The organism is Mesorhizobium sp. WSM1343, assembly GCF_055901535.1.
Window position 1 is genome coordinate 3,188,931 of the sequence record NZ_CM148370.1, and the last position, 24,763, is coordinate 3,213,693.

General features: G+C 63.3%; 23 protein-coding genes. 20 read left to right on the plus strand and 3 right to left on the minus strand.

Translation table 11 applies throughout. The features are described 5' to 3' along the window. Positions 1 to 897, plus strand: a complete 897-nt coding sequence (locus tag AC0NIL_RS15530; RefSeq protein ID WP_024501569.1) for an ABC transporter permease — start codon at positions 1 to 3, stop codon at positions 895 to 897. Positions 898 to 933: 36 nt separating this feature from the next. Continuing rightward, positions 934 to 1,953 (plus strand): aliphatic sulfonate ABC transporter substrate-binding protein, encoded by a 1,020-nt coding sequence (locus AC0NIL_RS15535; protein WP_127384738.1) that lies wholly within the window; start codon positions 934 to 936, stop codon positions 1,951 to 1,953. A 57-nt stretch (positions 1,954 to 2,010) separates the two neighbouring features. On the opposite strand, the gene AC0NIL_RS15540 is transcribed toward AC0NIL_RS15535, so the two are convergent. Then, positions 2,011 to 3,039 carry a LacI family DNA-binding transcriptional regulator gene (locus tag AC0NIL_RS15540; protein WP_013530819.1) on the minus strand — a complete coding sequence of 343 codons (1,029 nt, stop codon included), beginning with the start codon at positions 3,037 to 3,039 and terminating at the stop codon, positions 2,011 to 2,013. Between the two features lie 336 nt (positions 3,040 to 3,375). On the opposite strand from AC0NIL_RS15540, the gene AC0NIL_RS15545 reads away from it, so the two are divergent. From AC0NIL_RS15545 to purU, 15 genes are all read left to right on the plus strand, one after another. Then, positions 3,376 to 4,989, plus strand: coding sequence for an extracellular solute-binding protein (locus AC0NIL_RS15545; protein WP_063168542.1), 1,614 nt, complete (start codon positions 3,376 to 3,378; stop codon positions 4,987 to 4,989). An 81-nt stretch (positions 4,990 to 5,070) separates the two neighbouring features. Then, on the plus strand, positions 5,071 to 5,931 hold the full coding sequence (locus AC0NIL_RS15550; protein WP_024501565.1) for a carbohydrate ABC transporter permease: 861 nt from the start codon (positions 5,071 to 5,073) through the stop codon (positions 5,929 to 5,931). Then, entirely contained in the window at positions 5,928 to 6,887 is a 960-nt protein-coding gene (locus AC0NIL_RS15555; RefSeq protein ID WP_013530822.1) for a carbohydrate ABC transporter permease, read from the plus strand. The genes AC0NIL_RS15550 and AC0NIL_RS15555 overlap by 4 nt, the downstream gene beginning before the upstream one ends. Next, the gene (locus tag AC0NIL_RS15560; protein WP_063168540.1) at positions 6,884 to 7,975 is read left to right on the plus strand and encodes an ABC transporter ATP-binding protein; all 1,092 of its coding nucleotides are present in this window, start codon (positions 6,884 to 6,886) and stop codon (positions 7,973 to 7,975) included. The genes AC0NIL_RS15555 and AC0NIL_RS15560 overlap by 4 nt, the downstream gene beginning before the upstream one ends. Position 7,976: 1 nt before the next feature. After that, positions 7,977 to 9,038 carry an ABC transporter ATP-binding protein gene (locus tag AC0NIL_RS15565; protein WP_275952674.1) on the plus strand — a complete coding sequence of 354 codons (1,062 nt, stop codon included), beginning with the start codon at positions 7,977 to 7,979 and terminating at the stop codon, positions 9,036 to 9,038. A gap of 35 nt (positions 9,039 to 9,073) precedes the next feature. Then, positions 9,074 to 10,159 carry a Gfo/Idh/MocA family protein gene (locus AC0NIL_RS15570; RefSeq protein ID WP_275952675.1) on the plus strand — a complete coding sequence of 362 codons (1,086 nt, stop codon included), beginning with the start codon at positions 9,074 to 9,076 and terminating at the stop codon, positions 10,157 to 10,159. A gap of 55 nt (positions 10,160 to 10,214) precedes the next feature. Continuing rightward, the gene (locus AC0NIL_RS15575) at positions 10,215 to 11,129 is read left to right on the plus strand and encodes a sugar phosphate isomerase/epimerase family protein (RefSeq protein WP_013530826.1); all 915 of its coding nucleotides are present in this window, start codon (positions 10,215 to 10,217) and stop codon (positions 11,127 to 11,129) included. Positions 11,130 to 11,186: 57 nt separating this feature from the next. Further along, on the plus strand, positions 11,187 to 12,131 hold the full coding sequence (locus AC0NIL_RS15580; RefSeq protein WP_024501562.1) for a sugar ABC transporter substrate-binding protein: 945 nt from the start codon (positions 11,187 to 11,189) through the stop codon (positions 12,129 to 12,131). Positions 12,132 to 12,173: 42 nt separating this feature from the next. Beyond that, positions 12,174 to 13,193, plus strand: a complete 1,020-nt coding sequence (locus AC0NIL_RS15585; protein ID WP_198032074.1) for an ABC transporter permease — start codon at positions 12,174 to 12,176, stop codon at positions 13,191 to 13,193. Further along, positions 13,190 to 13,972, plus strand: a complete 783-nt coding sequence (locus tag AC0NIL_RS15590; RefSeq protein ID WP_024501560.1) for an ATP-binding cassette domain-containing protein — start codon at positions 13,190 to 13,192, stop codon at positions 13,970 to 13,972. Before AC0NIL_RS15585 ends, AC0NIL_RS15590 begins: the two co-directional genes overlap by 4 nt. A gap of 16 nt (positions 13,973 to 13,988) precedes the next feature. Beyond that, positions 13,989 to 15,170, plus strand: coding sequence for an aldose 1-epimerase family protein (locus AC0NIL_RS15595; protein WP_275952676.1), 1,182 nt, complete (start codon positions 13,989 to 13,991; stop codon positions 15,168 to 15,170). 46 nt (positions 15,171 to 15,216) lie between these two features. Then, positions 15,217 to 16,302 (plus strand): fatty acid desaturase family protein, encoded by a 1,086-nt coding sequence (locus tag AC0NIL_RS15600; RefSeq protein ID WP_224675537.1) that lies wholly within the window; start codon positions 15,217 to 15,219, stop codon positions 16,300 to 16,302. 11 nt (positions 16,303 to 16,313) lie between these two features. Continuing rightward, positions 16,314 to 16,628 carry a MocE family 2Fe-2S type ferredoxin gene (locus AC0NIL_RS15605; protein ID WP_013530832.1) on the plus strand — a complete coding sequence of 105 codons (315 nt, stop codon included), beginning with the start codon at positions 16,314 to 16,316 and terminating at the stop codon, positions 16,626 to 16,628. A gap of 34 nt (positions 16,629 to 16,662) precedes the next feature. Next, positions 16,663 to 17,463: a 3-methyl-2-oxobutanoate hydroxymethyltransferase gene (locus tag AC0NIL_RS15610; protein WP_127366970.1), complete on the plus strand. Its 801-nt coding sequence runs from the start codon at positions 16,663 to 16,665 to the stop codon at positions 17,461 to 17,463. Next, positions 17,460 to 18,341, plus strand: a complete 882-nt coding sequence (gene purU / locus AC0NIL_RS15615) for a formyltetrahydrofolate deformylase (RefSeq protein WP_050596166.1) — start codon at positions 17,460 to 17,462, stop codon at positions 18,339 to 18,341. The genes AC0NIL_RS15610 and purU overlap by 4 nt, the downstream gene beginning before the upstream one ends. A gap of 9 nt (positions 18,342 to 18,350) precedes the next feature. On the opposite strand, the gene AC0NIL_RS15620 is transcribed toward purU, so the two are convergent. Beyond that, the gene (locus tag AC0NIL_RS15620) at positions 18,351 to 19,832 is read right to left on the minus strand and encodes an HAL/PAL/TAL family ammonia-lyase (RefSeq protein WP_275952677.1); all 1,482 of its coding nucleotides are present in this window, start codon (positions 19,830 to 19,832) and stop codon (positions 18,351 to 18,353) included. Further along, the gene (locus AC0NIL_RS15625; protein WP_027160708.1) at positions 19,829 to 20,830 is read right to left on the minus strand and encodes an ornithine cyclodeaminase family protein; all 1,002 of its coding nucleotides are present in this window, start codon (positions 20,828 to 20,830) and stop codon (positions 19,829 to 19,831) included. The genes AC0NIL_RS15620 and AC0NIL_RS15625 overlap by 4 nt, the downstream gene beginning before the upstream one ends. Positions 20,831 to 20,951: 121 nt before the next feature. Here AC0NIL_RS15625 and AC0NIL_RS15630 point away from each other — a divergent pair, with 121 nt between their 5' ends. From AC0NIL_RS15630 to AC0NIL_RS15640, 3 genes are all read left to right on the plus strand, one after another. Beyond that, complete coding sequence (locus AC0NIL_RS15630) at positions 20,952 to 22,415, plus strand: DHA2 family efflux MFS transporter permease subunit (RefSeq protein WP_275952679.1); 1,464 nt, start codon at positions 20,952 to 20,954, stop codon at positions 22,413 to 22,415. Between the two features lie 240 nt (positions 22,416 to 22,655). Next, positions 22,656 to 23,642 carry an ABC transporter permease gene (locus tag AC0NIL_RS15635; protein WP_013530837.1) on the plus strand — a complete coding sequence of 329 codons (987 nt, stop codon included), beginning with the start codon at positions 22,656 to 22,658 and terminating at the stop codon, positions 23,640 to 23,642. Positions 23,643 to 23,708: 66 nt separating this feature from the next. Next, entirely contained in the window at positions 23,709 to 24,737 is a 1,029-nt protein-coding gene (locus AC0NIL_RS15640; protein ID WP_013530838.1) for a sugar ABC transporter substrate-binding protein, read from the plus strand. Positions 24,738 to 24,763: the final 26 nt, after the last annotated feature.

Genomic DNA, 24,763 nt, shown 5'->3' on the forward strand with positions numbered 1-24,763 from the left:
ATGGCCTATCTGACCGAGAAGTTTGGCTCCGCTGGAGCGCTCCACCTGTTTGCCGGCGCTGGCGAAACGGTAGCCGCCGCCAGGGTCCCCGCCATCAAGGCCAACGCCAAGATCCGGAGCAAGAAAGCGAGCCGCGGCACATTCCTCTATGGCTTGCCGCTGCTCGGCCTGTTCTTCCTGCTGTGGGAGATCGCGCCCCGGCTCGGCTGGCTGAACCGGATCTTCTTTCCGCCGCTGAGCGAGGTGCTGGTCGCCTGGTGGGCGCTGCTCGCCTCGGGCGTGCTGATCGAGCATATCGGCATAAGCCTGCAGCGCGCTGCGATCGGCTTCGCACTCGGCGTAGTGGTCGCCATCCCGCTCGGTCTCTTGATGGGGCGCTATTCGCTGTTCGAGAAGGTTTCCGACCTTTTGGTGCAGACGCTGCGCAACACCTCGCAATTCGCGCTTCTGCCGGTGTTCATCCTGCTGCTCGGCATCGGCGAGGAATCGAAGGTCGCGATCACCTTCTACTCCTCGGTTTTCTTTCTCCTCGTCAACACGATCAGCGGCGTCAAGTCGGTCGATCCGCTGCTCATCAAGGCGGCGCGCTCGATGGGCACGTCCGACTTCGACCTGTTCCGGAAAGTCATCCTGCCGGCCAGCATTCCCTCGATCGTCGCCGGCGCTCGGCTGGCGGTGAAATCCTCGCTGTTCGCGGTCATCGGCGCCGAGATGCTGGCGGCCAAATCCGGCCTCGGTTTCCTCATCCAGAATTCGCAGCTGATGATGGAAACGGCCGACATGTATGCCGGCATCCTGACGCTCACCGTCATCGGCCTGACCGTCAATTACCTGCTCGTCTGGTTCGAGCGCTGGGCAACAGCCTGGAAGGGCCAGTCCGAGACCTCGCTCATTTAAGCGGCCCCATTCATTCCAAACAGGAAGGATTTTCCCATGCCCAACATTCCATTCGACGCAATTCGCCGGCTGCTGCTGAAGGGCGCCATTGCCGTCGTCATCGGCCTCGGTGGCATGCCTGCCTTCGCACAGGACAAGCCTGACATCATCCGCATCGGCAGCACGGCGCCGGGGCACCTCAAATTCGTCCTCGCCCAGAAGGACGGCTGGTGGGACAAGGAATTCGCCAAGGACGGCATCAAGGTCGAACTGGTGACCTTCAACGGCGGCTCGGAAGCCACGACGGCATTGGCGACCGGCGCCATCGAGTTCACCTATACCGGCAACAATCCGGCGCTGCGCGTTGCTGCGTCCGGCGCCGACGTCAAGCTGATCGGCCTGTCGAGCTACGTGAAGGCCGGCGGTTCCTACATCGTCGTCAAAACCGACTCGCCGTTGAAGACGCTGCAGGATCTCAGGGGCAAGAAGGTCGCCTATCTCACCGGAACGGTACGGCATTCGAACTTCAGCAAGGCACTGAACAGCGTCGGCCTGACCACCAATGACGTCGAAGGTCTGAACCTGCCTTTCGAGGCATCCGGCCCGGCGCTGCTGCGCGGCGATATCGACGCCATTGTCGAGACGGATTCGACGGCGGCCAAGCTGGTCGACACCGGCGAGGCGCGGGTGCTGTTCGACACCAGCACCCATCCGGAATGGAACGTGCCGAACGTCATCTCGGTCAACGGCGCCTTCGCGGCGAAATATCCCGATCTGGTCAAGCGGCTGCTGAAGATCGACATCGAGATTTCGCGTTGGGCCGACGCTCATCCGGACGAGACGATCAAGACGTTTGTGGAGGCGACCAAGTCGTCGGAAAAATCCGTCCGCAAGACCTATGCCGACGGGGTGTTCCACCAGGATCCGAAACTCACCGACGACGCGATCGCCGCCTTGCAGGGCGAGGAGAAATTCATGGCCAGCGCCGGGCTCCTGAAGGGCTCGATCGACTACGGCAAATGGGTCGACAAGAGCTTTGTCGATGGCGCCGCGGCTGAAGTCGCTGCCGTCCAATAGACTGGAAGCATCGAGCGGGGCGGGCGCTTTACCGCGCTGCCCCGCTCGTCTGGTCCGTCAAATCTCAGGGATGTTCTCCTTGAAGATCACCTGCAGCCTTGGCTGGTGCAGTTCATAGGGCAATCCGCGGACCGCATGGGTCAAAGTGTTGAGCGCTTCGCGGGCCTCGACGCGCGGGTTCTGGTCGATGACCGCGTCGAGCGTGCCGTCGAGCAGAAGGTCCTTGGTGCCGTCCGTCACCTCGTGGCCGAGGAAGACCATGGACTGGGCGCGGCCGTGCTCCTTGAGCGCGCGGGCGATGCCGGTGTTGCCGGCGCCGACATTGTAGATCGCGGCAAGGTCGGGGTGCCGCTCCAGCAGGGCCGATGCCTCCGAATAGGCCTTCTCGCGGTCGTCGAGCATTTCGCGCATCTCGACGATCTGCAGGTTGGGTGATTCCTCGGTCAGGACGTGGCGGAACCCCATCTCGCGTTCTTCGTGGCCGCGATAGGACAGCGAGCCGGCGAACAGCGCCACCTTGCCCGGATGCCCCGATCCCATGAAGCGGTTGAGCAGATAGCCGGCCAGCCGCCCGGCGGCGCGGTTGTCGATGCCGATATAGGCGACCCTGGGCACATGCAGGATGTCGGAGGCGATGGTCACCACCTTGATATCGTTGGCCGACAGGGATCGGATCGCTTCGCGCACCGTCGGATGGTCGAGCGCTATAACGCCGACGCCTTGCGTCTGTCCGCGCAGGTCCTGCAGCAGGCGGGCGAGCCGGTCAGGATTGAAGCCCTCGATGGTGGCGATATGGACATCGAGGTCGGGCCGCGCCAGAGCCTGTGCCTCGATGTGCCGGTGCAGCATCTTGATGAAGGAATTGGTGCCGGCCGGCAGCGCGAAGTCGAGCCGGATGACCTCGCCGGGCGCAGGCCGTGGCGGCGCGCCGTTCGGGCCTTCGGCGATGTAGCCGAGGCGCTGCGCCATTTCGAGCACGATTTCGCGCGTGCGCGCCCGCACGCCGGGTCGGTTGTTGAGCACGCGGTCGACGGTGGCGGCCGAGACGCCGGCTTCCCGGGCTATGTCAGTCAGGGTGGAACGCACCGTCTTTCATCTCCTGCATGCGTCAGATCGGCTGGTGACGGCTTCCCCGCCATCGGCGATTCTGATGGGAAATGATGTATCCGCCCTTAGCCCATGCGCAAGCCGCCGCGCTAAATCAAATGGTCCGGCAGGGCTGCGCAGGGCCGGGAAGGGTCGTGTGCCCTCAAATTGAAGCACCCGGCATGATGCATGGATCCCGTTTTTGTGCATTTCCTTGCCCTATTGCGATGTTGTGAGGTGTTTTGATTATTTATGATGTTGACAGCCTTGCCATGCTGCCGTCAATATCCCTCATAAGGGCCGTGGAGGAAACGTGGCCCTGAGGGAGGAGTTTCAATGTCTGACTTGATCCGCATCTCGCGGCGCCGGCTGCTGGCATCCGGAGGAAAGGCGGCTGTGATCATGGCCGCCGCTGGTATCGCACCCCAATTCATTCGTCCCGGCCGCGCCTATGCGGCCGACGCGCTGGCGCCAGGCATGATCGGCGGCCCGACGGGCTTCGATGGAGCCGAGCGCTACCAGTATGGCGCCGACACGCCGGAAGGCCGCGCCATCGAGGCGGCCAAGGCGCTGAAGGGCGCCGGCAAGGCGCCCGCCAAGATCGTGCTCGGCCTGTCCGACGGCTCGATCGGCCAGCTCACGCAGCCGTTCCCGGCCGGTGCGCCGTCGATCAAGGAGCTGTGGGAAAAGGAAACCGGCATCGCGATCGAAATCGTCGGTTTGCCGAACGGCCAGGAATTCACCAAGACGATGCAGGACATCTCTACCAAGGGTGGGGCCTACGACATCTATTCGACCGAATGGAATCGCCTCGGCGACCTCGCCGAAACCGGCGGCATCGCCAAGCTCGATGACTTTGTCGCGCAGCACAAGCCCGAATGGGACGATCCCGTCAGCGGCTATGTCAACGGCGCCAAGGGCGTGTCGCTGCTCAACAAATACCGCGGCTCCAACTATGGCGTGTCGCTGGACGGCGACTTCCAGACCTGGGTCTACCGCACCGATTTGTTCGGCGACGAAGCCGAGAAGAAGGCCTTCAAGGACAAATACGGCTACGATCTGGCGCCGCCGAAGACCTGGAAGCAGCATGGCGACATCGCCGCCTTCTTCCAGCGACCGGACAAGGGCCTGTTCGGCTCGACCGACCTGCGCAACCAGGGTTGGGGCTATACCAATTGGTACCAGCGCTATGTCTCGATGGCTTCGCCCAACCAATTCCTGTTTGGCGATGACGGCAAGCCGATGATCAATTCCGAGCAAGGCATCGCCGCCACCAACGAATATGTCGCTTCGCTCGCACATCATTCGCCGGATGCGATCTCGTGGGGCTGGCCGGAGCAATACGGCAACTTCGCCAAGGGTGGTGCGGCGATGACCTGCGCCTTCTCCAACCTGCCGAAATTCCTCGACAATGCCGGCAACAAGGATTCGGCCGTCACCGGCAAGATCGGCTCGATGCTGCCGCCAGGCCGCGAGATCGACGGCAAGCTGATCAGCCGTTCCGTGCTGTGGTTCTCGCTGACCGGCATGGTTTCGTCGCAGTCGAAGAACCAGGAGGTTGCCTATCTCCTGCTGCAATGGCTGGGCTCGGCCCGTATCTACGCCTGGATGAGTGCCAATCCCGGCGGTTATCTGGACCCGTTCCGGCTTTCGGACTTCTCCGATCCGCTGGTGCGCCAGACCTATCATGCCTACCACATGGACGTCGTGCGCGAGACGGTGGCGCGCACCGTGCCGACCATCAACTATCCCGGCGCGACAGCCTTCCACAATGCGCTCGACGAGAACCTCATGGCGGCGCTGACCAAGGCCAAGACATCCGAGCAGGCGATGGCCGATACCGAGGCGGAGTGGAAGAAGATCGTGCGGCGCACCGGCGAGGACAAACTGCTCGAAGCCATCAAGACCAACAAGGAGGCCTGGCCGACAGTTCTCGACCCGATCGTCTGATCCATCTCCCTGGATCACATCGAAGGAGGGGAGGAGCTTGCTTTTCCCCTCCGCCCACAACGCCACCAGCAAAGCCGCCAGATGAAGCGTTCCGTTCCTTTCCTGATATTCCGCTATGCCGCGATCTTCGCGGCCATGGCGGTGACGCTGGTGCCGATCCTGTGGATGGTATCGATGGCGTTCAAGCCGATCGCCGAATGGTCGGCGACCGGCGCCGACCTGACCTGGTGGCCGAAGAACCCGACGCTCAGCAATTTTCGTTTCGTCTTCGGCGAGTCGACCAACAATTTGATCGTCGCGCTCGACCGTACCGCGCTGAAGCCGATCCTCGCATCGCTGCTGTCGGCGGTTTTCGGCACGGTGATCGCCATGTCGGCGGGCACTGCCGCGGCTTATGGGCTCTCGCGTTTCGGCTCCGGCCAGAACCTGCCGCTGGCGCTGATCCAACTCAGGATCTTTCCGCCGATGGCGGTCATGATCCCGGTGATGATCATGTGGGCTTTCCTCAACTTCACCGACAGCTGGTGGGGCCTGGCGCTGATCTACGGCATCGTCACCTTGCCGTTCGCCTTCTGGCTGATGAAGACCTTCTTCGACGACATGCCGCGCGAGATCGAGGAGGCGGCGCTTGTCGAGGGCTGTTCGCGGTTGCGCGTCTTCACCCGCATCACGCTGCCGATGATGCGCGCGCCGCTGGCCAGTGCCGCGCTCTTCGTCTTCATCCTCAACTGGTCGGACTATCTGATCGCGCTGCTTCTGACGACGCGCGAATGGGTGACCATCCCGGTCTACATGGCCTCGCTATCCTCCTCGATGACCGGGCAGCTCTATGGCGCCAAGGCGGCGCTTGGCCTGATCGCGGCCGTGCCGCCGGTCATCATGGGCATCGCCATCCAACGCCATCTGGTGCGCGGGTTGACGTTCGGGGCGCTCAAGCAATGAGCGCGGTGACTGTCATGACTTCCAAGGATGAGGTGAAAGCCGTCGGAGCAAAGCCGGTTTCGCGCGATGAGGGCGCAAGGCTGGGTTTCCGGCTGACATTGCCTGCGCAGATCCTGGTGCTGTTCATCTCGGCCTTCCCGCTGTTGATGCAGCTCTACATCAGCGTCACCGACTGGTCGCCCCTGTCGGGCACCGGCTGGTGGAACGCCTGGTCGATGTGGAACAGCTTTGCCAACTACACCGATCTCGCCGCCGACGCGCGCTTCTGGAGCGCGCTGAAGCGTACGGCCATCGTCATGATCGTCTGCGTGCCGGCGGAATTCCTGCTTGGGCTGGCGCTGGCGACACTGTTTGCCGACGATTTCCCGGGCAAGCGCGTCTTCTATTCGATCCTGCTGATGCCGATGATGGTGGTGCCTGCCGTGGCCGGCTACATGTTCTTCATGCTGTTCCAGTCGGGCGGCCCGGTGAACGACATCTTGTCGGCGCTCACCGGATCTCCCGTCACCATCGCCTGGCTGTCGGATCCGACTCTGGCGCTGATTGCGGTGATGGTCGCCGACATCTGGCAATGGACGCCGCTGATGTTCCTTATCCTGCTTGCCGGCCTGGTCGGCGTGCCGGAGGACCAGATCAAGGCGGCGACGCTGCTCGGCGCCAATCCGTGGCAGCGCTTCGTCACCATCGTGCTGCCGAAGATGAAGACGATCATCATCATCGCGTTGGCGATCCGGGTGATCGAGAACTTCAAGATCTTCGACACGCTCTACATCATGACCGGCGGCGGTCCAGGCGTCGCTACCGAAACCATCTCGGTCTACATCTACAAGCTCACCACGCAGGACCTGATCTGGGGCTATGTGGCGGCGATCGCGCTGGCCATTTTGGTCGTGCTGTCGATCGTCGCGGTGTTTGCCATGAAGCGCATGGCGCGTGCACGCGAGGTTCCGGCATGAGCGCCATCCACCTGCAAAACCTGGTCAAGAAATTCGGCGACTTCACCGCGCTGAAGACCATGGACCTGGCAATATCAGATGGCGAGTTCATGGCGCTGCTCGGCCCGTCGGGCTGCGGCAAGTCGACGACGATGAACATGATCGCCGGCATGGAAGAACCGACCGGCGGCAAGATCCTGTTTGGCGAGCGCGACATGGCCGGCGTGCCGATGGGCCGGCGTGGCGTCGGCTTCGTGTTCCAGAACTACGCCATCTTCACGCATATGACAGTGCGCCAGAACCTTGCCTATGGACCAAAAATGCGAGGGGCTGCCAAAGCCGAGATCGATCGCCGTGTCGGCGCCATCGCCGAGATGCTGCAGCTTTCGCCGCTGCTCGACCGCAAGGCCGACAGGCTGTCGGTCAACATATTGCAACGGGTGGCGATCGGCCGCTCGGCGATCATGGAGCCGGCGATCTTCCTGCTCGACGAGCCGCTCTCCAATGTCGACGCCGCTTTCCGGGCCGTCATGCGCACCGAACTGAAGCAGCTGCAGCGGCAGTTCCGCCAGACCATGGTGTATGTCACCCACGATCAGCTCGAGGCGATGACCATGGCCGACCGCATCGCGGTCATGGATCATGGGGTTTTGCAGCAGGTCGGCACGCCGCTCGAGGTCTACAACGATCCAGCCAATGTCTTCGTCGCCCGCTTTATCGGTGCGCCGGGCATGAACCTGCTCAAGGGCAGGCCGGCGGAGAGCGACCGCGGACTGGTCGTCGATCTCGGACCGTTGGGCGTCACGCCGCCGCTGCCGGGCGAACTCGCAGCGGCCATGCGTGGTGCACGCGGCGAGGTGCTTTACGGATTCCGGCCTGAACAGGCGACGTTGGTGCAGAATGGGCAGGGCCTCGCAATGCCGGTGACCTTTGTCGAACGGATCGGTGCGCGCACCATCGTTCATCTCGGCCAGGGCGAGGCGGCTGTGAAAACGGTGTTCGACAATGATGTCGGGCTGGCTATCGGCGACACCGCTGTCATCGCTCCTACTACGTCGTCGGTGCGCGTCTTCGACGCCGCTACCGGCCTTGCGATGAAGGCAGGTTGAGATGGCCGATATCGTCTTCCGTAATGTGACCAAACGCTACGGCAATACACTCGCCGTCGACGACGCCTCGTTCACCGTCAACGACAATGAGTTCTTCTGCTTCTTCGGTCCGCCGCTGTCGGGCAAGTCGACCATCCTGCGCCTGGTGCTCGGGTTGGAGACACCTGACACCGGCGAAATCCTGATCGGAGGCAGGCCGGTCAACGCGATGTCGCCGGCCGAGCGCAACGTGGCGATGGTGTTCCAGAACCTGGCGCTGTTTCCGCATATGAGCGCGCTCGAAAATGTCCGCTTTCCCCTGGTCGAACGCGGGGTCGCCGAGGCCGAGATCGAGCGGCGGGTCACCGACGTCGCGGCGAAGCTGCATATCGGCCCTATCCTGCACAAGCCGCCGGGACAGCTTTCGGGCGGGGAGCGGCAGCGCGTGGCGATCGCCCGGGCTCTGGTGCGCGATCCCAATGCCTATCTGATGGACGATCCGATCTCGGCGCTCGACGCCAGGCTGCGCGAAGAAACGCGCGTCGAGCTGAAGCGCATCCAGCGCGAACTCGGCAAGACGCTGATCTACGTCACGCACGACCAGGAAGAAGCGATGTCGGTCGCCGACCGCATCGCCATCCTGGAGGACGGCAAGATCAGGCAGATCGGTACGCCGGCAGAGATTTACGACCGCCCGGCCAGCACCTATGTGGCAAGGCTGCTTGGTTCGCCGATGATGAACATCCTCAGATCGGCGCGCGGCGATGGCGGTGTCGAAGCGGCTGAAGGCACGATCCGCATCGACGACAAGACAGCGCCCGCCGACGCCGTGGAGATCGGGCTGAGGCCGGAGGACATCAAGGTCAGACCGTGGGCGGATGGGGGCCCGGGCCGCCCGGCGCGAGTGTTCGAGGTCGAGCCGCTTGGCGGCTACACCGTGGTGACGCTCGCTGCCGGGCAGGCGCGACTGAAGGCGTTGCTGCGCGGCCAGCCCGACATCCGGCCGGATGCCATGGTGGCGATATCCTGCGAGCCGGCCAGAGTGCATTATTTCGAACAGAGCGGCGGGGCGTTGGCACGATGACGGCCGCCGCAAGGAAAGAGTTTCGGGAGGAAGAGATGGCAAGCAAAGGCTTCGAGCCGGACGTGAAGGTCCGCACGAAGGAATACAAGATCGGCTGTGTCGGCGCAGGCATGATCATGGCCGAGTGCCATCTCGCCGCCTACAAGGAAGCCGGGTTCCCGGTGGTGGCAATCGCCTCGCGCACCAGGGCCAGCGCCGATAAGGTGGCGACGCGCTGGGGCATTCCGACCGTCCACGACACACCGGAAAAACTGATCGAGGACGAAAATGTCGAGATCATCGACCTTGCTTTCCCGCCCGACCTGCAGCCGGCGCTGATCCGTCACGCGCTGAAGCAGAAGCACATCAAGGCGATCCTGGCGCAGAAGCCGTTGGCCTTGTCGGTCGACGAAGCGGTCAAGCTGCGTGACGAGGCGGCCAAGGCCGGCAAGATCCTCTCGGTCAATCAGAACATGCGCTACGACCAGTCGATGCGCGTCTTGAAGCAGATCATCGACAGCGGCGCGCTGGGCGACATCGTCTTCGCCCAGATCGACATGCACGCCATCCCGCACTGGCAGAGCTTTCTCGAGGATTATGACCGGCTGACGCTCGCCAATATGAGCGTGCATCATCTCGACGTGCTGCGCTTCCTGTTCGGCGATCCCGACGAGATCACCACGCTGACACGCAAAGACCCGCGCACGACATTCGACCACTCGGACGGCATCACGGTGTCGACGCTGCGCTTTCCGTCCGGTGTGCTCGCTGTGTCGCTGGAGGATGTCTGGTCCGGTCCGCGCCAGGATGGCTACAAGGACGACCAGCACATCAACTGGCGCGTCGACGGCAGCAAGGGGGTCGCGAAGGGCACCATCGGCTGGCCGACGGGCGCTGCCTCGACGCTGACTTACGCTTCGACCGAGACGACCGGCGGCGAATGGGTCAGCCCGAGCTGGGACACGATGTGGTTCCCGCATGCCTTTATCGGTGTGATGGAGCAGCTCCAGCACGCGGTGAAGACCGGCACGCCGCCGGCGCTGTCGGTCGCCGACAACGTCAAGACCATGGCGCTGGTCGAGGCGGGTTATCGCTCGATCGACGAGGGCCGCACGGTCAAGCTTTCCGAAATCGCTACATGATCACCGCAGCTGAAACACCAAACAACTGAATCGCTTACAGGGAGGAATTCATACCATGATGCAGGCAGGTATTTTCACGGGCTATTTCCCGTACGGCCTCGAAGAGACGGCGAAGAAGATCCGCGGGCTCGATTTCAACACGGTGCAACTCGACCTCCACTTCAAGGACGTCGACCTGTCGGCGGGGCAGATCACCAAGGATAAGGCCAAGAAGGTACGCGACGTCTTCCGCGATCATCACCTGCCGGTGTGCTGCATTTCCGGCTACACAAATATCATCCACCCGGACAAGGCCGAGCGCGACAAGCGCGTCGGCTACCTCAAAGAGATCATCCGCAACGCCCGCCATTTCGGCAGTCCGTATGTGATCTCGGAAACCGGCACCTACAACACCGAATCCGACTGGGTGCATCACCCCAAGAACAAGACCGAGGAAGGGTTCGAGGAATGCCGCAAGGTGGTCGCCGACCTTGCCCAGACGGCCTATGACCACGGCGCGGTCTTCCTGCTCGAAACCTATGTCAACAACGTCGTCGGCTCGGTCGAGGAGACGGTCAAGATGTTCGCGCAGGTCGATCACCCCGGCCTCGGTCTGCTGATGGACCCGACCAATTATTTCGAGACGCATAACATCGACAGGATGGACCAGATCCTGAACCAGGTGTTCGACACGCTGACCGACAAGATCAGAATAGCTCACGCCAAGGACGTCAAGCGTTCGGGCGGCGACAAGTCCGAGAAGCACGCCGATATCGGCGACGAGGACGCGCTGGAGAGCCATACATTCCGTGGCGTCGGTGAGATCGAGCTGCCGGCGCCGGGCCTCGGTTCGCTGAACTACGACCTCTATCTCCAGCGGCTGGCGGAAAAGCATCCGAACATCCCGGTGATCATCGAGCATCTCTCGGAAGACGACGTGCCGCGCGCCAAGAAATTCCTCGACGGGAAGTTCCGCGCCAATGGTCTGTGACGATCACTGCGCGCCGTCGATTTGCGGCGGCGCGGCCCAAAGCAAGGGAGGAGAAAAATGTTGAAATTCGCATTGAAACTGGCGGCTGCCGTAACGCTGCTCGCCGGCGTCTCGTTGAGCGCGCCGGCAATGGCGCAGGATGGCCAGAAGACGTTCTACTTGCTGTCGCATGGCGGTCCGTCGGATGCGTTCTGGCTGGACTGGAATGCCGGCGCCACCAAAGCCTGCGACCAGCTCAAGGTGACGTGCAAGATCTCATTCAGCGGCGGCGACATGGCGGCGCAGAAGGAGGCCTTCAATTCCGCGCTTGCGGCCAAGCCCGACGGCATCGCCACCACGTCGGCCCAGCCGGGCTTGTGGACGGAAGAGGTGAAGGCGGCCAAGGCAGCCGGCATCCCGATCGTGTTCTTCAACACAGACGACCCGGCGACCGGACGGCAGGCTTATGTCGGCGCCGATCTCAAGGAGGCGGGGGTCATCTGGGCCAAGTATCTTGTCGACCACAAGATGGTGAAGCAGGGCGACAAGGTGTTCCTGCCGGTGGAAGTGCCCGGCGCCAGCTATCAGCAGCTGGAGACCGAAGGCATCGCCAGCGTCTTCGATCCGTTGGGGATCAAATATGATGTGGTCGATTGCGGCACCGACCCGGCCGGCATCATTGCCAAGATGACCGACTACATGGTGGCCAACAATCCGCCGGCGATCATCGCGCTTGGCGATTCCGTCGCGGCCAGCGTCAAGCGGGTGTTCGACGGCGCCGGCGTGCCGGCCGGCAAGATCCCGGTCGTCGGCTGGGGCAATTCCAAGGAAACCGCGGAAGCCGTCAAATCCGGTTTCGTCAACGCGGCCGCCTGGCAGTTCCCGTCTGCGCAGGGCTTCATGCCGGTGGCGCTGCTCGGGCTCGCCGCTTCGGGTGAGCCGATCGGCTACGACATCCATACGTTCAGCCTCTACGACGCCTCGAGCGTCGAACCGATCCTGAAACTCTACGACACGAAGTGAAAACGGTGCCCGCGGCGTAAGCTGCGGGCGTCTCTTCAAAGCATGGTTGAAGCAGTCATGATGATCGCCGCAGAAGACGAAATGCCTGTCGGGAAACGCAGATCGAGCCTTATGCGCTCGCCGCAATTCTCCTCGCTCGTCATCCTCATTGTCCTGCTCGCGGTGTTCGCCATTGCCGATGCCAATTTCCTGTCGCCGCTCAACATCTCCAACATGATGGCGTTCCTGCCCGAGCTCGGCATCATCGCGCTCGGCATGACGCTGCTGTTGACGGCGGGCGAGTTCGACCTGTCGGTCGGCGCCGTGTTCGGGCTGGCGCCGGTCGTCGTCATGCTCCTGGTGCAGAACGGCGGCGTGGATATAGGTGTCGCCCTTCTGGCCGGGCTTCTGCTGTGCATCGCCATCGGCGCCATCAACGGGCTGATCGTCACCAAGATCGGCATTTCGTCCTTCCTGGTCACGCTGTCGATGCTGCTCGTGGTGCGTGGGGCAGCGCTCTACATCACGCAGGGCTTTCCGCTGAAATCCTGGGACCAGCCGGGTTTTTTCGTGACGCTGCTGGCCGGCAGCTTCAATGTCGGCTCGTTCCGGTTCTACACCTCGCTGTGGTGGTTCATCGGTCTCTCGCTGCTGGCAATCTACGTGCTGCGCTATGCCAAGCTCGGCAACTGGATCAGCGCCATCGGCTCGAACCGCAACGCGGCGGTGGCGCGTGGCGTGCCGGCGGACGCCGTCAAGGTGTGGCTGTTCATCCTGACTTCGGTTCTGGCGGGGCTGGCCGGCATGATCAGCGCCTTCCGCATTTCGGCCGCTTCACCGGTGGCCGGCACCGGCTACGAGCTCGAAGTGATCGCCATGGTGGTGGTCGGCGGCACGGCGCTGACCGGCGGACGCGGCACGATCCTCGGCACCATCGTCGGTGCGCTGATGCTGCGCGCGATCCGCAACGGCATTGTGCTGATCGGCGTGCCGGGCCTCGCCTACAACATCTTCGTCGGCCTGATCATCCTCGCCATGCTCATCCTGCACGCTTTGCTGCAGAAGAACGCCGCAAGGGGCTGACGATGGAAGTTCTCCGGCTGCAGAATCTGCAAAAATCCTTCGGCAGCGTCCGCGCACTGAAGAATGCGTCCTTTGCCCTCAAGGAAGGCGAGGTGGTGGCCCTGCTCGGCGACAACGGCGCCGGCAAATCGACGCTGATCAAGGCGATTTCCGGTGTGTTTCCGATCGACCGTGGCGACATCTATGTGCGCGGTGAAAAGGTTTCGATCCGTTCGACACGCGACGCGATGGACCTCGGCATCGAGACCATCCACCAGGATACGTCTCTTGCGCCGGATCTCAGCATCGCGCGCAATCTTTTCCTTGGGCGCGAGCCGGTCAAGCTGAAATGGCTGGGCGTGTTCGCGCCGCTCGATTTCGCCAAATTGCGAGACGCGGCGTCGGCGCTGTTGAAGCGCGTCGGCATCTCGAAAAAACTCGACGCCGATGCGCTGGTCTCTACGTTATCGGGCGGCGAGCGGCAGTCGATCGCGATTTCTCGCGCCATGCAGTTCGCTGCCAAGGTCATTATCCTCGACGAACCGACCAACAATCTCGGTGTCGAGGAAACCCATGGCGTGCTGCGCTTCGTCAAGGAGGTGCGTGACGCCGGTCATTCCGTGCTCTTGATCACCCACAACATCCATCACGTGTTCCAGGTCGCCGACCGCATCATCGTCATGCGCCGCGGCGAGATCGTCGCCGAGCAGACGGTTGCCGATACCGATCTCCTGACCGTGGAAAGCATCATCACCGGCGCCGACATGTCGGCGCTGCTGAAAGAGACGAGAGCGAAGTGAAGAAGTTGGCCGTCACATGGTAGAACTTTACGGCAAGACGCTTTCGCGCCGGCAGGTGTCGGAACGTTCGGGCATGCTGTCGCAATTTGCCGGCGTGCGGCTGATGACGCTTGGCGACGGGGTGGAACGCGGCATCCGCATGCTGGAGTTCCGCACCGGCTCGGGCCTGCGCTTCACGGCACTGGTCGACCGGGCGCTCGACATCGCTGACTGCGACTTCAAGGGACAGGCGATCGGCTGGCATTCGCCGAGCGGTTTTCGCCATCCCGGCCTGCACGATTATGAGGGGGAAGGGGGGCTCGCCTGGGTGCGCTCCTTTTCAGGGCTGCTTGTCACCTGCGGCCTCGACCACATATTGGGCCGGGAAGAAGTGCCGGCCGATAGCTACAACTACCCGGGCAGGAAGACCGTGATCCATTCGCTGCATGGCCGCGTCGGCACCATTCCGGCGCGGCTGACCGGTTATGGCGAGACCTGGGACGGCGACCGCTGCGTGCTGTGGGCCGAAGGCACCGTGCAGCAATCGGCAGTGTTCGGCGAGGATCTGCATCTGATCCGGCGTATCGAGGCCGATGTCGGCGGCAACGAGATCCGGCTGTCGGATCGCGTGGTCAACCACGGTTTCAATCGCACGCCGCACATGTATTTCTACCACGTCAATGTCAGCCATCCCTTGCTCGACGAGGGTTCGCGCTATCTGGCGCCGATCCGCGACGTCGTCTGGGCTGGCCATGCCGGCGAGCGCTACCAGGCGCAGAAGGTGGGTTACCGCACGATGCCGGCGCCGCAATCGGGTTTCAGCGAGCAGGTCTGGCAGCACGAGATGGCGGCGGGCGCCAATGGCGAGGTGCCGGTGGCAGTGGTCAACGATCAGCTCGGGCTCGGCTTCGAAGTGGTGACGCGCAAGGACCAGCTGCCTTGCGCCTATCAATGGCAGAATTTTCAGGCGGGGCAGTATGCGCTGGGCATAGAGCCCTCGACACACCATGTCTTGGGCAATCTCGCGGCGCGCGAGCGGGGCGAGATGATCTGGCTGGAGCATAGTGAAAGCCGTTCTTACGACGCGGTGTTCCGGGTGCTCGACGGCGCCGGCGCGATCGCCGAGGCCGAAACGAAGATCGCGTCGATCGCAAGGCAGCCGCAACAGGATTATCCTGCGCCGTCGGGAAATTTTCCGGGATTGGCGGACAGGGCATGAGGCGAAACGAACGCTCCGGCTGGCGGGCCGGAAATCGGAGGTCGATGTGACGGAGAAAAAGCGCGACTACAGCCTGGTCGGGGAAAGCACGCGCATCGCGATCGAGACCGGGCTGGCCTCGGCCGAGTGGTATCACACCGATGTGCCGCGCAAGGCGATGAAAGAGCTGATGCAGCGCTCGGACGGCCCGGCGATCCGCGACACGATCATCTGGATCGTTGCCATATTGGGTTCCGCCGCCGGGATCGCCTGGTTCTGGGGCACGTGGTGGGTGGTGCCGTTCCTGCTCGTCTATGGCGTGCTCTACGGCTCGTCCAGCGACTCGCGCTGGCACGAGTGCGGCCACGGCACCGCCTTCCGCACACGCTGGATGAACGATGCCGTCTACCAGATCGCCAGCTTCATGCTGATGCGCAATCCGGTGACCTGGCGCTGGAGCCATGCCCGCCACCACACCGACACGATCATCGTCGGCCGCGACGCCGAGATCGCGGTGATGCGTCCGCCGGACCTGCTGCGCGCCGCACTCGCCTTCACCGGTGTTCTCGATTTCCGCTATTCGCTGCCGACGCTGGTGCGCAATGCGTTCGGCAGCATCTCGCCGGACGAGAAAAGCTTTATTCCCGAGATGGAGCTTCACAAGGTGGTCACAGCCGCGCGCTGGCATGTCGCCATCTATGTCGCGGCGATCGGGCTGGCGCTTTATCTGTGGTCGTTCCTGCCGCTGGTGCTGATCGGCCTGCCGCGCCTCTACGGCAGCTGGCACATGGTGCTGACCGGCCTGCTGCAGCATATCGGCCTGGCCGACAATGTCACCGACCACCGGCTGAATACGCGCACCGTCTACATGAACCCGATCAGCCGCTTCATCTATTGGAACATGAACTATCATGTCGAACATCACATGTTCCCGATGGTGCCCTATCACGCGCTGCCGAGGCTGCACGAATTGATCAAGCACGATCTGCCCGAGCCGAACCCTTCGATGTGGCATGCCTATCGCGAGGTCTGGCCGGTGCTGCTGAAGCAGCTTCAGTACGAGGATTATTTCCTCAAACGTGAATTGCCGCCGACGGCGCGGCCGTATCGGGACGAATTCCATGCACTGACCGTTCCGGCTGCGGCGGAATAGGGGAGAAGCAGATGGCCGACTGGGTTGAAGCGTGTGGCGTCGACGATGTCGAGGAAGAGGATGTCATCCGCTTCGATCATGGCGGCCGTACCTTCGCCATCTATCGCAGTCCCGATGACGAGTACTTCGCAACCGACGGGTACTGCACGCATGAGAAGGCGCATCTGGCCGATGGGCTGGTGATGGACGACATCATCGAATGCCCCAAGCACAATGGCCGCTTCAACTACAAGACGGGCGTGGCTCGAGGCGCACCGGTATGCGTCAATCTCGCCACCTATCCAGTGAAGGTCGAGGCTGGCAAAGTGATGATCCAGATCGGCTGACCTGCCGCCGAATGCAACTGAGGGAACCCTTTTGATGAGCCGAAAAAGACCGACGGTGGCGGATTTGCGCGCCATGAAGGGCAAGCGACAGCTGACCATGCTGCGTGTGCTGACGATGGACGAGGCCGAGGCCGCGGAGCGCGCAGGGGTCGACATCGTCTCGGTGCCGCCCGAATTGGTGCTCAACCCTGAGTACCGCGACGCGGCGCCCAGCCTGTTCACCATGCCGGGCGACAATTTCTACGAGATCGGCACGGCGGACGATTTCGTGCGCTGGGCCTTCCGGCTCTACAAGGCCGGCGCCGACGCGGTCTATTGCAGCGCCGGCTATGCCACGATCAAGCGGATGGCCGATGACAATATCCCGGTGATCGGCCATGTCGGGCTGATCCCGTCACGGGCGACCTGGACTGGCGGCTTCAAGGCGGTCGGCAAGACCGCCGACACCGCCATGGATATCTTCGCGGCGGTGAAGCAGCTGGAGGCCGCCGGCGCCATCGGCGCCGAAATCGAGGTGGTGCCGGTCGAGGTGGCCAAGGCGATCTCGGAGCGGACGTCGCTGATCATGCTGTCGATGGGAGCGGGTACCGGTTGCGATGCGCAATATCTGTTCGCCGACGACATTCTCGGCCAGAACCGTGGCCACATGCCCCGTCATTCCAAGGTCTATCGCAATTTCGCCGCCGAATATGATCGTTTGCAGGCCGAGCGTATCGCCGCGTTTTCGGAATATGTTGCCGACGTGAACAGTCTCGCCTATCCCGAAGACAGGCATGTGGTGCATATGGATCCGGCTGAACTCAGCCTGTTCATGAAGAGGGTCGACGGGGCGTGAAATCTCAAGGCAATGATGCGACGGACGAGGCCGCGCCGGTTCATATTCTCACGCTTTCCTGCGAGGATCGGCCGGGGATCGTCGCCGCCGTCACGGCGGAGCTTGCCGCGAACGGCGCCAACATCGCCGAAAGCAGCCAGTTCTGGGACCGGCAGACCAATCGCTTTTTCATGCGGATCGCCTTCATCAGCCCGTTAGGCTCGACCGGGGACAGTCTGGAGCGGGCCCTGGAATCAAGCGTCGATCGCTTCGGCATGAAGACCGCGCTGGTCGATCAGGGACGCCGCCCGAAGATCATCGTCATGGTCTCCAAGTTCGACCACGCGCTTCTCCATCTGCTGTACCAGATCAGGGTCGGCTGGCTGAACGCGGAGGTTGCAGCCGTCGTCTCCAACCACGAGGATGCCCGCCGCTTCGCCGAGCTGGAGGGCATTCCCTACCACCATTGGCCGACCACCAAGGAGAACAAGGCCGAACAGGAACAGAAGCTGCTGGACCTGGTGCAGCGGACAGGGGCCGAACTGGTCATCCTGGCGCGCTACATGCAGGTCTTTTCAAAAGGTCTGTCGGACCGGCTGTTCGGACGGGCGATCAACATCCACCATTCGTTCCTGCCGAGCTTCAAGGGCGCCAAGCCGTACCACCAGGCTTTCGACCGCGGCGTCAAGCTGATCGGTGCGACGGCGCATTACGTCACCTCCGACCTCGACGAGGGCCCGATCATCGATCAGGAGACCGAACGCGTCACCCATGCGATGAGCGCCGAGGATTTCGTCGCCGTCGGGCGCGACATAGAAAGCCGGGTACTGGCGCGCGCCGTCAAGCTGCATCTCGAAGCCCGCGTTATGCTTAACGGCCACAAGACCGTCGTCTTCTGAGAAGCCGCGTCAGGCCGGCCAATTTCCGCCGGCGAGCGCGGCGTAGAGCGCTTCGGCGTCGATACCGAGCGGCCGGTCCTCTTTCAGCATGGGGACGAGAGCGCGTATCACCGCGTGAAGTGCGGCCGTGCGCGGCGCCAGTGTGAAGCCGTCACGCAGGTCGACGGCCTGTGCCGCGGCCATCAATTCGAAGGCGATCAGCCACCGCCACAGCGCGATCATCCCTGCGCATTTCGCAACCGCCAGAGGTGTCTGCGTGGCGTGATCCTCGACGCCCTCCGACACGGCCAGAAAGTCGAGCATCACCGGATTGGCCTTATGGCGGATGGCGGCCAGGATCGAGGTCACTGTCTTCTGTAGCGGTACGAAGCCGGCGGAGGCGCCGCCGACCGGCGACAGATATTTCGGCAGGCCATTGCGGCCCGAACCGGTGAGCTGGATGAAGCGCGCGGCACTGGCCGCGGCACATTGGGCGATCGCCAGGCCGAGCGTCTCAAAGGCGAGCGCCAGTGCGGCGGTGTGGAAATTGCCGGTCGACAGCACCAGTTCATCATCGCCCAGCACCAGCGGGTTGTCGGCGGCGGCGTTGAGCTCGATCTCGACAGCCTGTCTCGCCTGGCCGATCGCCTCGATCAGTGCGCCATGGACCGACGACATGCAGCGGATCGACAGCGGGTCCTGCAAGGTGGTCGGTGCCGGCGCGTCGTCTCGGACGAGCAGATTGTGCAGCACCTTGGCTGCTTCCTGCTGGCCGGCCGCCGGGCGCGCCATATGCAGGCGCGGGTCGAGGATGGTGCGGTTGGCACCAAAACCTTCCATGGTCAGAGCCCCGGCATGCTGTTGCTGGGCCAGGGCAGTGAGGGCATCCGTCACCGCAAGTGCGCCGCTGCCGGCGGAAACCGCCGATGCGTTGATCAGCGATAGCCCGTCCTTGGGCGCCAGGCTGATCGGGGCGAGGCGCGCCATCATCAGCGCCTTGGCCGCCGGTATGCGACGGCCCTGATAGTCGGCTTCGCCTTCGCCGGTGAGCATGCGGGCGAGTGCCGTCATCAGCACCAGGTCGCCGGCGCCGATCGAGCCGAGCGACGGCATGACGGGATGGACGCCGGCATTGAGCGCGTCGACCAAAGCAACGAAGACGGAAGGCGAAAGGCCGGATCCGCCAACCGACAGCATCGCTGCACGCGCGGCCATGCTTGCCCGCACCGCATCGACCGGCAATCCTTCGCCGACGGCGCCGCTGCGTCCCTCCAGCAACTGGCGCTGGAAGGCTCCGGCATCGCCCTCTACAGCAGTGCCGAGATTGGCGCCGAGCCCGGTGTTCAGGCCATAGATCTGCTGGCCGGACGCTGCAGCCTGGTCGAGCACTCTTCGTGCCTTCTCAAGCCTGCCGATGACATCGGGTCCGATCTCCACCTTGCGCCCATCGCGGGCGACTGCAGCGACATCGCCGACGCCGACGCCGGTTCCGGTGAGGACGAGCGCGCTCATGCGAAGCGCAGCCTCTGACCGATGCCTTGCGCCTGCGCCTTGGCCAGCATCGCCTTGCCCAACGCGATATCAGACAGCGACAGGCCACGATGCCAGAACAGGATCGTTTCGTCGTCGCTTTCGCGCCCAACTTTCAGGCCGGCGGCGATCTGGCCGAGCTCGGCATGCAGCGTCTTCTCGCTCAGCCGCCCGGTCTCGACATGGGCGCGTAGCGAACCGAACTTGCCGCCCTTGCACTGGCCCCAATCGTCGACGACCATTTTCTGCATGATGTCGGTCAACGACAGTTCCACCGCGCTCATCGTGCCATAGGGCACGACCAGCGCGCCGGGCTTGATCCATTCGGTCTTCAGCAACGGCTGCGGCTCCGGCAGCCGCGAGGCCTCGACGACGATGTCGGCGCCCTCGATGCAGCTTTTCCAGTCGGCCACGGCTGTGACCGTCTTGCCGAGATCGGCGGAGAGTTCGGCGGCAAAACCGTCGCGGCTTTCCGGGCGGCGCGAATGGACGCGAATCTCGTCGAAGTCGAAGAGATGGTCGAGCAGGCGCACATTCCAGTAGGCGGTGCCGCGCGCGCCGATATGGGCCAGCACCTTGGAATTCCTGCGCGCCAGATGCCTGGCGCCGATGGCGGTGACGGCGCCGGTTCGCATGTCGGTGATGACGGTGGCGTCGAGGATGGCGCGCGGCGCGCCGGTGCGCGGGTCGAACAGGTTGAGGATGCCGAATTCGGAAGGCAGGCCATGCAGGTAATTGTCGACATAGTCGCCGACGATCTTGACGCCGGCCGTGTCGAGCGGCGCGACGTAGCCGCGCAACACGTTGAAATGGCCGTGGAAGGACGGGTCCGGCTCGAGATGGACGCGCGGTTCGATCACCGTCTGGCCCTTGCCTTGCGCCACCAGGCCAGCCTCGACGGCGGCGATGATTTCGCCATCGGTCATGGCAAGGGCATCGATATCGAGGGCATTGAGGTAGTCGATGTAGATGGGCTTCATGTTACGCGTATACTCTCCTCGACGGCCCCATCCATTCCATAGCAGGCCATGGCGGCACACGAAAGTTTGTTGCGACGTCTCTGGACGTCGCCGGGGAGATGCTGTTCAAACCGGTTCCGTCATGACTGCCATTCCCGAGATCGCAACCTTGTCCGAAACGGCCACCCATGCGCGGCGCGTGGCGTTGATCGTCGCCATCGCCTTCTTCATGCAGTTGCTGGATTCGACGATCATCTCGACATCGCTGCCGCAGATGGGCGCCTCCTTCGGCGTGTCGCCGGTGGCGATGAGCATCGGCATCACCGTTTACATGCTGACCATGGCGGTGTTCGTGCCGCTGTCGGGCTGGCTCGCCGACCGGTTCGGGGCGCGCAACATCTTCCTGCTGGCGATCGTCCTGTTCACCCTGGCTTCGCTCGCCTGCGGCCTCTCGCAAACCCTGACCCAGTTCGTCGCCGCACGTGTCGTGCAAGGGCTCGGCAGCGCGCTGATGACGCCGGTTGGGCGCATTCTCGTCCTGCGCAATGCGCCGAAATCCGAACTGCTCAACGCCACGGCGCTGATCACCTGGCCAGCACTGTTTGCGCCGGTGGTCGGGCCGGTGCTCGGCGGCTTCATCACCACCTATCTGTCCTGGCACTGGAATTTCTTCATCAACATCCCGCTCGGCGTGATCGGGCTGGCGCTGGTCGCCCGTTTCATCCCAGGCGACCGCGAGGCCGACCCCAAGCCGCTCGACTGGCCCGGTTTTTTCCTGACATCGGCGGGACTTGCCTTGCTGCTCTACGGTCTCGAGCGTATCGCGCATCCCGAGGACGGCGTGCTGCCGACAGCGCTGCTGATCGTAGCCGGCATCGTCCTCGGCTGGCTGGCGGTGCGCCATCTCAGGCGCGCGCCGCATCCGCTGCTCGATCTCTCCTCGTTCAAGGTGCTGACCTTCGCCATCTCGACGCTTGCCGCCGGCACCATTTTCCGGGTGGCGATCAACGCCACGCCGTTCCTGCTGCCGCTGCTGTTCCAGGTTGGCTTCGGCCTTTCGCCTGTCGATGCCGGCTTGATGATCCTGGCCTATTTCCTTGGCAATCTCGGCATGAAGACGGTGACCACGCCGACGCTGCGCCGTTTCGGTTTCCGCTCGGTGATGGTCGTCAACGGCATCATCGCCTCGGCCTCGATCATGGCTTGCGGAGCGATCTCGCCGCAGACGCCGCAAACGCTGGTGGTGGCGCTGATGCTGATTGCCGGCCTGTCGCGCTCGATGCAGTTCACCGCCCTTAACACGCTGGCCTTCGCCGACATCGATGCGTCGCAACGAAGCTCGGCGGCGACGCTGTCCTCGATGCTGCAGCAGGTGGCGATGCTGTTTGGCGTCGCGGTGGCGGCGGCGATCCTTAATCTGTCGCAGATCGTCAGGGATCGCCCCGCTCTCGATCTTGTGGATTTTCGAGTAGCCTTTCTGGTGATCGGCGCCATCGGGCTGGTGGCGGCGTTGCGTTTTCTCGTGCTCCCGCCAGGTGCGGGCGCGGAGGTTTCCGGGCACTCGCCGGGAAATTCAGATCGATTTTTCCGCCTGATGCGGAGATAAATTCCGTCCTGTCCCTTCGCCTTGGTGCAGCGCTTTCGCGTGCGGCCGCAATGGCGCAACCAATTGCCAAAAGCGCAGAGTTTTCCGCGCATTGCGCCAGCTTCGGCAATCGATGCGTCCACTCGATAAATATCGCAGCCGGCCTGGGTTCCGGGCGCGGATTCATTTGACGAACCGGCGTTGGGCCGATTAGCGTTCTTTCCCAGGGATGGCAGCGCTGCCATCGGGGCAAACGCAGACATGAACACCATCGGCTGGCCAAATTTCAGGAGCCTGAACCAGGAAGGCATTGTCTTTGCCATCGCCGTGGTGCTGTTCGTTGCAGCGGCTATAGGCCTGCCAGGTTTCATCGACCCCAACAATCTCGTCGCCATCGTCCGCTCCGTGTCGGTGCTGGGCATCCTTGCGCTCGGCATGGCCGTGGTCATCATCGGCCGCGGCATCGACCTCTCTGCCGTCGCGATCATGGCGATGTCGGTCGCCTGGTACCTGCAACTGCTGAATTCGGGGACGCCGGACGGGCTTGCCTTCGCCTATGTGCTGGCCGGTGTGCTGGCCATCGGCCTGCTCAATGGTTTTCTCGTCGCCTATGCCGACGTGCCGGCGATCTTCGTGACGCTGGCGACAGGCTCCTTCGTCTTCGGCTATGTACGCTCGCAACTGATCACGCAGGATGCCGTGCCGGTGCCGCAGGGCCATTGGGTCGAGTTGCTCGGTGGCCTGCGCTTCCTCGACATTCCCATCGAGGTTTTCGTCTTCGCAGGGCTGGCCTTCCTGTTCTTCCTGTTCCTGCGCTACACCAAATGGGGCCGCTATATCTATTTCGCCGGCGATAATCCGGTGGCCGCCCGCAACATCGGCATGCCGGTGCGGCCGATGCTGGTGCTGCGCTATGTGCTTTCCGCCTTCGTTGCACTGGTCGCCGGCCTGCTGACGGCGGCCAGCCTGCATTCGATCAATACCCGCGTCGTCAATTCGACGCTGCTCTACGATATCGTGCTGGTGGCGGTTATCGGCGGCATCGGCCTGTCCGGCGGGCGCGGCGGGGTGCGCAACGTGCTGGTCGGTGCGGCACTGATCGGCATCCTGCTCAACGCCATGACCATCATCGACATTCCGCTGCTCTACCAGAACCTGATCAAGGCAGCGATCCTGCTCGGCGCCATCATCGTCGACGGCATCATCAATCCACGTGACGAGCAGACCGCCCAGCAGGGCGACATTTAGACCTGAACTGCGGCGGACGGTTGGGGCCGGCCGCTGATAACAACGACCAAAGCAAAAGGATCCGACATGAAACTGATCAAGACACTCATGGCCGCCGCCACGGCGCTCGCTGTCACCGCCTTCGTGGCGCCAACCTTCGCCGCCGACGATCCGGGCCCGGCTGCGTACGCGCAGGCGCTCAAGGGCAAGCGCGTCATGCTGGTGCCTCTGGCAATGGGCTTCGACCTGGCGCAGGGCTGGGCGCACTATCTGAAGACCGAAGTCGAGGCCTGGGGCGGCGTGTTCGAGACGCGCGACCCGAACTGGGTCGTCGATGCCGGCGCGCAGGCGATCACGGACGCCATCTCCTCGGACACCAGGCCGGATGTGCTGATCATCCACGCGCCGGACCTCAACTCCTATTCCAAGCTGATGAAGAAGGCACAGGCCGCCGGCACCTATGTCATCCTGGTCGACAATCCCGCCAACTTCCCGGCCGACGCCTTTATCGGCAGTGACTGGGACCGGCTTGGCCAGCTCGAGGCCGAAGCGGCGATCAAGGGCTGCGGCCCGAACTCGTCGAAGAAGATCGGCCTGGTGCAGGGTGACCAGGCGAACTCCTCCAGCCTCTATCAGTATGCCGGCATCATGAAGGTGCTGGACAAGAATCCCGACTTCAAGGTGGTGGCCAAGCCCGATTCCAACTGGGATGCGACGACCTCGCGCAACGTGACGACGACGATGCTGCAGCAGAACCCGGATATCTGCTCGATCATCGATTTCTGGGATGGCGACGCCACCGGCGCGTCCGCCGCGATCCGCGATGCCAAACTCGACGGCAAGGTGTTCCTGGTCACCACCGGCGGCGGCGAGAAGGCGGCCGATTGCGACAAGCTGGTCGACGGCACCTATGGCGCTGTGGTGATGACCGATCTTGCTCGCCAGTCGGGCGACATGAACGCCATCATCAAGTTCCTGCTGCAGAGCGGCCAGCCGGCCGGCACCTCGCACACCTACATCTACACGCTGGAGAAGGCGACGACCAAGGCCGACCTCAAGCCCGACAGCTGCTGGGACCTGAAGGCGCTGCAGGCACAAGCGGCGGCGGCAAAGTAAACCGCACCTTTTCGACTGAAGTACAA